Genomic DNA, 10,257 nt, shown 5'->3' on the forward strand with positions numbered 1-10,257 from the left:
AAAGCCTGTTAAGCGAGAATGGTGCAAGATGTGAGTAGACCGATCGAGGTAGCACTCATCAGGCAGTTTTAACCGCCTTGAATATTGATTATTACTACACAGGGCTACTTGGTCACTTGGTACTTTTGCGATCTACTTTCCACGGAACAATTACCGTTTCAAATATTTCACCCGCTATCTCATAGCAGCTTGAGCTACACCCATATTTTTGATAACCTAATCAGTTAAGACGATAGCTGGTCAACTATGTCTTTTGATTAGGGCATAAAGCCCCATCTCTTCCGAGCGGGGTGCTGACTTGCTTAAGCTCTCCAATTTTCCTAAAGTTAGTTTAACCCAGTCAAATCTTTTTGGACACTGTACTGCTGCGTTTCCCGGTGCAATTTTCGGCGCTGTTCCCTATAATACAAAAATTTTAAACAAATAGTATTTTTGGGAATATAGCTTAATTAAAGCAGATGCTCTTTTTTTAAAGCAGACCCAGCGGATACAAAAGCGAGATCGAGAGACGGGGAGACGGGGAGGTGGGCAGAGGCTAATCCACAACCTGCGAGAAAAATGCTTCAGAAATGCCCGACAGCTTACCGATTCCCAATTCCCAATTCCCGATTCCCAATTCCCGATTCCCAATTCCCAATTCGGTAATCTGAAAGCGGTTTGGCAGTACGCCCAGCAAAGAACGCAAGCCGTGCAAAGCCATGTAACATAAAGATTGCGATATTTTTCTATGTAATATGGAACTATTAGATACCTTGATTGTGGGTGCGGGTATTAGCGGTTTGAGTTTGGCGCACGCACTTCACAAGGAAGCAACGAGTCCATCCTCGCTGAAGATTTTAGTCGCTGAGAGTCAGGGACGTGTGGGCGGGAACATCACCACTGTGACAGCGGGGGGGTTTCTCTGGGAGGAGGGCCCGAACAGTTTTTCGCCGACGCCAGAATTGATGAAGTTGGCTGTGGATGTGGGATTGAAGCAGGAGTTGATTTTTGCCGATCGCAAATTGCCTCGTTTTGTGTATTGGCAAAAAAAGCTGCAACCGGTGCCGATGACTCCACCGGCGATGATTCAGTCTCAGTTACTGAGTTTTCCGGGGAAACTGCGGGCGTTGTTCGGGGCTTTGGGGTTTGTCGCGCCGGCAATGGGCGCTGGACTTTCGCAGCAGGGTAACGAGGAAACTGTTTCTCAATTTTTCCGCCGTCATCTGGGGACGGAAGTGATGCAGCGGTTGGTGGAACCTTTTGTTTCTGGGGTTTATGCGGGCGATCCGCAACAACTTAGCGCAGCGGCGGCTTTTGGCCGGGTAGCAAAGATGGCCGATCTGGGTGGCGGGCTGGTGGCGGGGGCGCTGCTTTCTGCTAGGAAAAGACCCCCCCAACCCCCCCTTACCAAGGGGGGGCTAAAGACTGTTGCAGACCCGAATGTTCCTAAAACTAGGCCGGGGGAGTTGGGTTCGTTTAAACAGGGGTTGAAAGCTTTGCCAGAGGCGATCGCTGCTGAATTGGGCGATCGACTGAAACTCAACTGGCATCTGACTCGCCTCGATCGTACACAACGCGAAACTTACATTGCTGTATTCTCGACGCCCGAAGGACAGCAGGAAGTTGAGGCGCGTACCGTGGTTTTGACAACGCCGGCTTACGTTACAGCCGATTTGTTGCAGCCTCTGCAACCGGAAGTTAGCACTGCTTTACAAGCTTTTACTTATCCTACGGTTGCCTGCGTTGTATTAGCATATCCGCATTCGGATGTCAAGAGTAAATTAGTAGGTTTTGGAAATTTAATTCCGAGGGGGCAGGGAATTCGCACTCTGGGGACGATTTGGACATCTAGTTTATTTGCCGATCGCACGCCTGCAGGCTGGCACACTCTCACCAGTTTCATCGGCGGCGCAACAGACTCGGAAATTGGCAATCTCGACTCAGAAGAAATCGTTCGGGAGGTGCACCGAGATTTGTCTCGGATTTTGCTGAAACCAGATGTGCCACAGCCAAAAGTTTTAGCGGTGAATGTGTGGAAGCGGGCGATTCCTCAGTACAATTTGGGGCATTTCGATCGCCTGCAACAAATCGATGAGGGCTTAAAATCTTTGCCGGGGGTGTATTTGTGCAGTAACTACGTTGGCGGCGTGGCTTTGGGAGATTGCGTGCGAAGGGGTTTTGAGCGTGCACGAGAAGTGGGCGAGTATTTGCAGAAAAAACAATCAGATACTCGATCGATCTGAATTCTTGTGTGGGGAGGGCGGGTTTACAAATATCGAGGATGTGAATCAGAGATATTGGTGAACCCGCCCCTATACTGCCTTCTGCCTGGTGTGCCGACGGACGTGCCGGCGAATGCTACTAGGTTGTTGGCTCAAACTTGTAACCCACCCCCCTGACGGTTTGAATCATCGGCATTTGATTGGGATCTAGTTCAATTTTGCGGCGAATTTGACCGATATGAACATCCACCACGCGATCGGCTCCTACATACTCGTAGTCCCACACTTCATGCAGCAATTCCGATCGCCTCCACACGCGACCGGGTTTGCTAGCCAAACAGTACAGCAGGTCGAATTCTAAAGCAGTCAAAGCAACTATCTGGCTGCCGAGAATTACCTCGCGGCGAACCGGATCTATTAGTAGCTCTCCAAAAGTAAGACTTTGTTGTTCCGCGGGAGTAACAATGCGTTTACGCTTCAAAATTGCTGCAACGCGAGCTCCAATCTCTACAAGACTAAAAGGTTTAGTAATGTAGTCGTCAGCACCTTCGGCAAACCCTTTCATTTTGTCAGCTTCATCGGTTCGGGCAGTCAGCATCAACACAAACACGCCCGTGCGTCTTTGCATTTCTTGACACAGTTTATAGCCAGTTGTATCAGGTAAATTTACATCTAGAACTACTAAGTCAGGATTGAGTTGCTCAAATAATTCCAGACCAGTCTGACCGTCCTCGCCAGACTCAACTTGATAACCTTGCTGGCTCAAAAAACGGTGAATTAAATTTCGGATTGCCGGGTCGTCATCAACCACAAGAATTTTTACAGGGGCCATGACCACAAGTTTGCTTGAAGAATTAGGCAAGAATATTCAGCCATAATAATAGAAAACTGGATACAAATCTCGAAAAAATTGAGCTTTTAATAGTTATAGCCATATTTATAACCTACGCAAGATTTCGGGCAATAAATCTCCGGGAACTTTGGATAAGGCTAAATTTTGGCCTGGCAGCCCACATTCACTATAGAAAGCTCTAATCGTTTTGACAATATAGCTCAATGCTGTTTGCCGGGAATCAGCAGCTTGGGAGTTTGCCGTGGCTTGCAGGTTGAGTTTATCCCCATATATTAACCCTTTGTCATTGAGATATTGTCCCCATTCGGCGCACACTTGCAACTGGTGGTGCAGTGCTGCTTCTAGATGGCTTGTCTGTGCGACTTTGTTAGTGGCGAAATCTGGGTCGGTGGCTAGTTGATAGTGGGCTAGTCCGAGATTGTTGCGGGCGGCCAAGGCGTCAAAGGTGAGTTGGGTTCGATCGAGCTTTCCGGCGATATCCAAGGCGGCTTCGTAGGCGGTAATCGCCTGCTGCAATGATTCCGTCCGCGCCTGTTTCTGCTGAAACTGGTTCGCCAAATGCCAATAAGCGGTACCGAGATTGTTGTAGGTGGCTGCTGCTGCTGCGGGTACTAATTCTCTGGTGCGGTATTTCAAGGCTTCGCGGTAGGCGGAAATCGCCCTGACTAGCAGGGGTTCTGAGGGTTGGTGCTGGGCGAGGTTCCAGCAGGCGGTACCGAGGTTGTTTTGCACTCCGGCATAGTTGAGGGGTTCTCGTTCGGGACTGTAACAGGAGAGGGCTTGGGTGTAAGCTGCGATCGCACTTTTGAGATATACGATCGGCTCACCATCTTGAGCTAAATTCCAGTATGCTGTCGCCAAATTATTCTGAGCTGCAGCGTACTGCTGGGGCTCCACGGCGGGATCGAGATCCAGCAGCGCTTGTTGGTAAGCTGCAACTGCGTGCTGCAAGTTCTCTGTCTTGTCTCGATAGCGAGCTAAATCTGCCGAGGCGATTCCCAAATTTTTGTTTAATCTAACGCGGGTTTGGGGTACGGTTTCGGCATCTGTTCGGTTCAAACCTTCAAGGTAGAGGGCGATGCTGCGTTCAAGGCTGGATACTGGATCTGAGGCGTTATGCTGCGTGCGATCGCGCGATAGCATCCAGTAGAGAGTGCCGAGATCGTTGAGCAGATCGGAAATTGGCGGTAGGCTGTGGGACTCCTGGGCGTACTGAGTTAAATTTTGTGTCAATTGGGCAATCAGCCGCGCGCATTCCTCAGTTAGTGGTTGATTTTGCTGCGACTTGCTGTCAACTTCGAGATACGCAATCACTTGTTCGATCGCACCAATGGCGATGGTCAGGTTTTGCTCTGAAATGTCTCCGCCCAGAATGCGATCGCGGTAGTAATTTCCCAAACCGTGATAAGCCAAAGCTAATGCTTCACAACAACACTGATGTTCTTGCAGCAGTTCGATGTATTGCAGGGTTTGCAGCGGCAGAAAATTCTCCTCTGATGCGGGATTATTTTCGGCTGCCAAATCCTCAGAAGCTGCTGCTAAAACCAAATCTGCCAGTTGGACGGATTTAGAATCAGGCGCTGGAGACGGGGGATAGGAAATTGGGGATTGTTCCTCATCTGCCAGTTGGACGGATTTAGAATCAGGGGCTGGAGACGGGGGATAGGAAATTGGGAATTGTTCGTCGGGAATTGGGGATTGTCCAGACAAAGAAGATATTAAAAGTTTGTTGCCAAAGTCTCCGCTGTCGCGCAGGTTTCGCAAGTCTCCTGAGTTTCCGAAGTCCTCAAAGTGCCCGAAGTCTTCCTTAGCTGGAGTTGGTTCGCCTTCAAACTCAAATACTCCGGTTCGCCAGTGCCAAAATTCTGGGGCCGATTGCTCGATCGAACTCAGCCAGGGGCGCGACACCCACAGCAACAGAGTAGACTCGCACATTTGCAGGTTTGCTTCGATGTCTCTCAAATAGCTCAGGAACGACCACTGCACGGCTGCTGACTGCCTTGTCAGGTGTTCTGCCCCGATAATTTGAAATCCCGGCAAAGGGCTGTAGCTGCCCCTGTTTTGGGGCGGTGGGTGTTGAGTCAGCCACGCGGCGATCGAACCCCAAGGATTTGGATCGCTCAAGTCGAGTTCCAAGCTGACAAATCGGGGGTAGTCGATCGGGGAGCGAGGATCGGAGCCTGCGCTCTCTGCGGCTAATTCTGTCTGCAAGCGGGCTGCCAGACAGTCTCGCAAGCACAAGTCGTCGCAGGCGGCAATAAAAATTTGACGGCGTAAATTGAGGTCGATCGCCTGTTTCAAGCGTTGGTAGATCAGCTTGTTCGAGCTAGAAACTTTTTGGGAAGGAATAGACATCAGGATCAGCCGATTTTAGATTTTAGATTTTAGATTTTGGATTGTAGATTTTAGATTGTAGAGTTGAAAGTTGAAAATTGAAATCTCGATCGCTCATAACTCACAACTTGCGCCCCGAAGGCAGTCAATCGATTTTAGATTTTAGATTTTAGATTTTAGATTGAAGCCTTGACTTGCGCGAGATAAATACGTTCGGCAAGTTTCTCGGATACAGGTTTTTTATTTCTGGACGGATGAATCACGTGGCGGGTATCCTGGATGCGGGAATTGTCAATCGCACCGGTGATGACTAAAGGATTGTAGATTTTCAATTGGCAATTTTATGTGAGTGACGAACCCGTGTTAGTATTTGCAACCCAAGTCCCTGAGCCCAACAGCAGAGAGGAAAACACCAAATTTATGCTGGTCTTATTTAGCTTTCGGGCTCGCTCGGCACGCTTCAGGATTGTCGCAACTACCTGCTTTGTATTGAAACACAAAAACCATGTTTCCTTGGGAAAGGAAAACATGGTTTCTCGAAGGATTATTTAAAATTGCGATTTGAAGCAGCTTTGAGTCTCAGGCCAGTTTTCAGACGGAGGCAGCCACGTACACCAAACCGGCGACTAACATGGCTGCTGCAATACCCATGATGATGTAGTTGCGTTGCTGATTTTTGTTGGGAGGTACGGCTTCATACACCTTCGGCTCTTTAGCAAAGTTGTTCAGGCGTCCATCGTCATCTTTGATGTAAGGCATCAGTCACAATCCTTAATATTTTTGATGCTTACAACTCTACCAAAAAAGCGCCCAGGAAAATTCAGGAATTTATTTGGATGTGACGGTGCCTGTTTGGGGGGAAGAGGCGATCGCGTAATCTTTGATCGGCATTCTGCCTGCTAAGTACGCCATCCGCCCCGCTTCTGCTGCCATGGACATTGCTTTTGCCATTGCCGGGGAATTTTGGGCATTGGCGATCGCCGAATTAATCAACAGTGCATCTGCTCCCATTTCCATTGCTCGCGCCGCTTCGCTGGGGGTTCCGATACCCGCATCGACTACCACAGGAACCTTCACCGTGTCAATAATTATTTGAATGTTGGCCGCATTGTTGATCCCTTGCCCGGAACCGATGGGCGAACCTAAAGGCATGACTGTCGCACAACCGACTTCTTCTAGGCGTTTTGCCAGCAGGGGATCGGCATTGATGTAGGGCAAAACGGCAAAACCTTCTTTGACTAATTGTTCTGCAGCTTCCAAAGTGCCGATCGGATCGGGCAGCAAATATTTAGCATCGGGAATCACTTCTAATTTGACAAAATTATTGTCTTCTTGCCCTAAAAGTTTCGCCATTTCCCGCCCTAAACGAGCTACTCTAATCGCCTCATCCGCAGTTTGACAACCGGCAGTATTTGGCAGCATCCAGATTTTAGTCCAATCGAGAGCCTCTGCCAATCCTTCATGCCCCGGAGCATTTGTTTGCACTCGCCGCACAGCTACAGTCACAATTTCGCACCTGCTAGCGTTGACACTTTGCTGCATTTCTGCGATGCTGCGATATTTTCCCGTCCCCGTCATCAAACGAGAATGAAAAGTTTTGCCGGCAATAATTAGAGGTTTGTCTAAAGATGGCATTTCTGTATCTACTGGATAGCCAAAAATGCTGTACTCAAGTGCCTCTTCCCAGTTTTTTCTGCCTCCCAGCATTGCTTCAAGCTGCCAACCTTCTTTATTTGTCAGCTCATCGCGGGTAACTGCATAAAGAATTTGCCCAACAGTTATCAATTTGGCATCTCGCGGCATATTATTTTTTAATCCTCTTTGTATAATTTCTTCAAACTCATTAAAAACGTCTTCCATTTTCCCATTCCTCCCTAGTAATTTCTTGAGATTCTTCGCTATTGAATACTAATATAATGCTCTGAATCCGTTGTGTGTCGTCCCAATAAAAAGCTTTTCTGATGCCGTCGTTTACCTTCCAAAACTCGTAACTCTTTCGGTTTACGTGAAAAATAACCGTTACTGCACCTTGTTTTTTTGCTCTACTGATGCCTTCTTGCACTCGGTCTCTGATGTTTTGAGTCTGTTCTGTCAACTCCTTAAATTCGCAAATCTCACCGTCTATCTCAGCATCTGGCGTTCTGACACCCTCTGCTGCTTGCTCGCTCAACATTCTAACTCTCTTCCCTATTTTAGCCAAAACTTCAGCAATAAAGATTTCCGAATTATTAAGATTATGTTGTTGGTGAATTAGCACAAATCCGCCAGCTATCTCATCAAAATAATATCGCCGATATTCTGGTTCTGCATTTTCGTAGATGGCTCTGCTTGTTTCGATATATTCTGAATTCACCGTTATTATACTGTAAATAGACTCCGAGCGGGTAGAGTTAAAAGTATGAAATCAACTGTTGAGCAACTGGCTAAAATTGGAATATTTACCAGCTTAAACCAAACTGAATTAGAGCGATTGCAAGAACATACAGCAATTCGCACTTACCGACAGGGAGAAGTTGTGATGTATGAGGGCGATCGCATCCCCGAAAAATTATACACTCTTTTGAGCGGTTCTCTACGGGTTGCAAAAACAGCGACGGCGGGCAAAGAAACAATTCTCCGCACTTTGTTTCAGGGAGATATTTTTGCTGCACCTGCTTTGCTAGGCAACGGCATTGCCCCCGCAACGGTGACTGCAGAAACTGATGTGCAAGTTCTTACCACAGAACGGGAATTTTTGCTAGCAGCTATTCGGGAAAATCCTGAGATTGCTTTGCGAATATTGGCGGTTTTTAATCAGCGGTTGCAGCAACTGCACGAGACTGTGCACGGGTTGGTGTCGGAAAGGGCGATCGTGCGACTAGCCCGATTTATTCATTACTTTGGCGTCGAGCAAGGTACGAAGCTTGCTGATAATAGTGTATGTTTAGAAAAACGTTTTCCCTACTATCAAATCGCTCGCAGCATTGGAATTACCTACGAAGAATGCGTGCGGTTATTTAAGAAACTCAAGCCGTTTGTCTCCTACAGTCGAGGCGGTAAAATTATTGTATTGGATTGGGAAAAATTGGAGGATACCGCCTCTGGAGAAGAAATAGACTAAATGTTAAAATCCCAATTCTTGTAGTGCGGGTTTCACAAACAATATTTGACTGCAACTCACTATCTACATAAACCCGCCCCCGACAATCTGTGAATCGGGCGGGTTTATGAGATTATTGATTTTAGGCAATTATGGTTGGTAAAACCCGCCCCTACTGTGAATCGGGGCGGGTTGATGAGATTATTGATTTTAGGCAAGTATAAAACCCGCCCCCCAAGCAATATTGCAGAAATTAATGAGCCTCGGAAAGTGTCAAAATAAACGCCAAATTTTCTTCGGCTTTCAAAGCGTGAAGAGCTTTACCGGGCATGAAGACAAATACCCCCGGTTCCAAAACAATATCCTTGCCTTCAAGAGTCAAAATACCCTTTCCTTCGATGACATTAACTGTGGCATTCCTTGCCGAAGAGTGTTCCGAAATTTCCGTTCCTGCAGCCAGACAAAATAAACTGTACTGACAATTTTTGTCTTTGACTAAAATTTTGTTAAGCACTCCGGCGGCGGGATATTCAATTGCGTCTCGGAGTTGGATTGCTGAAGATTGTAGCGGTAAAAGAGTAGTAGTCATAGTTTTTGACAATTAATTAATTTGGTCACAAGTCTCGAATTTATCAGTGGCTTCACTTTCTTCCATCGAAAATCGAAAATCGATTGAGTCGGTTAAGATTGTTTTTTGGCAGAGATAACGATGTAGCCTAGATCCTGTTGGTAATGCTGGAAAACTCGACGCATTGCTAAGATACGATCGCGAATTTGCGATCGACTTAAAATATTCCACACAATCCGCACAGTACCCACAAACCCTTCATCTTGCAGCATTCGCGACAAATTTAGGAGTCCCATCGCCCCGGTTTGACACTTTTCTACTTGCAAACCCGCCTTTTGGTAAGCAGCAATCCAGCCCGACTCAGACAAAGGCGTTGAATTAGCCCGAGTCACTTCTGATAAAGCTTTTTGAATTTCTGATTCTCGGTTTCTAGCTAAAAGTTCGTGAGAGAGAAACTTGCCGCCTGGTTTTAAACGATCGCAAATTCCCGATACAATTTTAGCTTTCCCCGACGGTGACTGCATTGTCAGAATAGCTTCAGCCAATACCCAATCAAACTGTTGGGAAATCCGATCCAAGTGAAAAATATCTCCTTCCACAATTTCCACTCGATCGCTCAAACCGGCTGCTGCAACATTAGCACGAGCGCGGGCCACACTGTCGGGATTTTTCTCAACTCCCACTACTTTTACGCCAAAACGTTCAACAAGGGCGATCGAACTATATCCAAAACTAGCAGCCAACTCCAAAACAGTCTCCCCAGGCTGAAAATCCGCCCATTCAAATAACTGTTCCGTAGCAAGTTTCCCCCCCGGCCTCAGCATTTTCTTGCCAGCCGCCGCGAGCACTTCATGTCCCGGTGCAGTCTTAAAATTAAGAGCAGTATTGGTCATTAAATTGACCTCCTATGTAACCTTAATCTCAGTTTACCAAATTCTGCCTAATCTTTCTATGATCTAGCTCATATTCAAATTATCGTAGGGTGTGTCAGCTCGATCAATTTTTGACATAACTGTAAAAAATTATGAGGCTGACGCACCCTACAATATCAGGAATTATACCATGTCCGCCTCTCAACAATTCGGACTGTTTTTGATTGCCAACAATACTTTCTGTCGAAAGCCCAAAACCCGTCCTCGTTATAGTAAGGCTCGCGAATTAAATAACTTACAATTTTAATTGTTATTGTGGGATGGGCGTCCCGCCCGTCCTTTTTGGACGG

10 protein-coding genes are annotated in these 10,257 nt (G+C 47.0%); 2 read left to right on the forward strand and 8 right to left on the reverse strand.

All coding sequences use genetic code 11. The features are described 5' to 3' along the window. Positions 1-535 precede the first annotated feature (535 nt). On the reverse strand, positions 536-700 hold the full coding sequence (locus QT973_RS20730) for a hypothetical protein (RefSeq protein WP_333210952.1): 165 nt from the start codon (positions 698-700) through the stop codon (positions 536-538). A 34-nt stretch (positions 701-734) separates the two neighbouring features. On the opposite strand from QT973_RS20730, the gene hemG reads away from it, so the two are divergent. After that, on the forward strand, positions 735-2,222 hold the full coding sequence (hemG, locus tag QT973_RS20735; RefSeq protein ID WP_333392086.1) for a protoporphyrinogen oxidase: 1,488 nt from the start codon (positions 735-737) through the stop codon (positions 2,220-2,222). A 118-nt stretch (positions 2,223-2,340) separates the two neighbouring features. On the opposite strand, the gene QT973_RS20740 is transcribed toward hemG, so the two are convergent. From QT973_RS20740 to QT973_RS20760, 5 genes are all read right to left on the reverse strand, one after another. Beyond that, positions 2,341-3,033: a response regulator transcription factor gene (locus QT973_RS20740; RefSeq protein WP_333051401.1), complete on the reverse strand. Its 693-nt coding sequence runs from the start codon at positions 3,031-3,033 to the stop codon at positions 2,341-2,343. Positions 3,034-3,138: 105 nt separating this feature from the next. After that, positions 3,139-5,409 (reverse strand): hypothetical protein, encoded by a 2,271-nt coding sequence (locus tag QT973_RS20745; RefSeq protein WP_333051400.1) that lies wholly within the window; start codon positions 5,407-5,409, stop codon positions 3,139-3,141. A 570-nt stretch (positions 5,410-5,979) separates the two neighbouring features. Continuing rightward, positions 5,980-6,147, reverse strand: a complete 168-nt coding sequence (gene psb34 / locus QT973_RS20750) for a photosystem II assembly protein Psb34 (RefSeq protein ID WP_106333461.1) — start codon at positions 6,145-6,147, stop codon at positions 5,980-5,982. Between the two features lie 69 nt (positions 6,148-6,216). Further along, positions 6,217-7,023, reverse strand: coding sequence for a thiazole synthase (locus tag QT973_RS20755; protein ID WP_333051818.1), 807 nt, complete (start codon positions 7,021-7,023; stop codon positions 6,217-6,219). 208 nt (positions 7,024-7,231) lie between these two features. Continuing rightward, positions 7,232-7,741, reverse strand: a complete 510-nt coding sequence (locus QT973_RS20760; protein ID WP_333051398.1) for a CdiA C-terminal domain-containing protein — start codon at positions 7,739-7,741, stop codon at positions 7,232-7,234. Positions 7,742-7,786: 45 nt separating this feature from the next. Here QT973_RS20760 and QT973_RS20765 point away from each other — a divergent pair, with 45 nt between their 5' ends. After that, positions 7,787-8,488 carry a Crp/Fnr family transcriptional regulator gene (locus QT973_RS20765; RefSeq protein ID WP_333051397.1) on the forward strand — a complete coding sequence of 234 codons (702 nt, stop codon included), beginning with the start codon at positions 7,787-7,789 and terminating at the stop codon, positions 8,486-8,488. A gap of 232 nt (positions 8,489-8,720) precedes the next feature. Here QT973_RS20765 and QT973_RS20770 read toward each other — a convergent pair whose 3' ends face one another. Further along, positions 8,721-9,056 carry a cupin domain-containing protein gene (locus QT973_RS20770; protein ID WP_333051396.1) on the reverse strand — a complete coding sequence of 112 codons (336 nt, stop codon included), beginning with the start codon at positions 9,054-9,056 and terminating at the stop codon, positions 8,721-8,723. 92 nt (positions 9,057-9,148) lie between these two features. Continuing rightward, entirely contained in the window at positions 9,149-9,928 is a 780-nt protein-coding gene (locus QT973_RS20775) for a class I SAM-dependent methyltransferase (RefSeq protein ID WP_333051394.1), read from the reverse strand. Positions 9,929-10,257 lie beyond the last annotated feature (329 nt).

Origin of the sequence: Microcoleus sp. Z1_A1 (genome assembly GCF_036700305.1) — a bacterium.
GTDB lineage: Bacteria > Cyanobacteriota > Cyanobacteriia > Cyanobacteriales > Microcoleaceae > Microcoleus.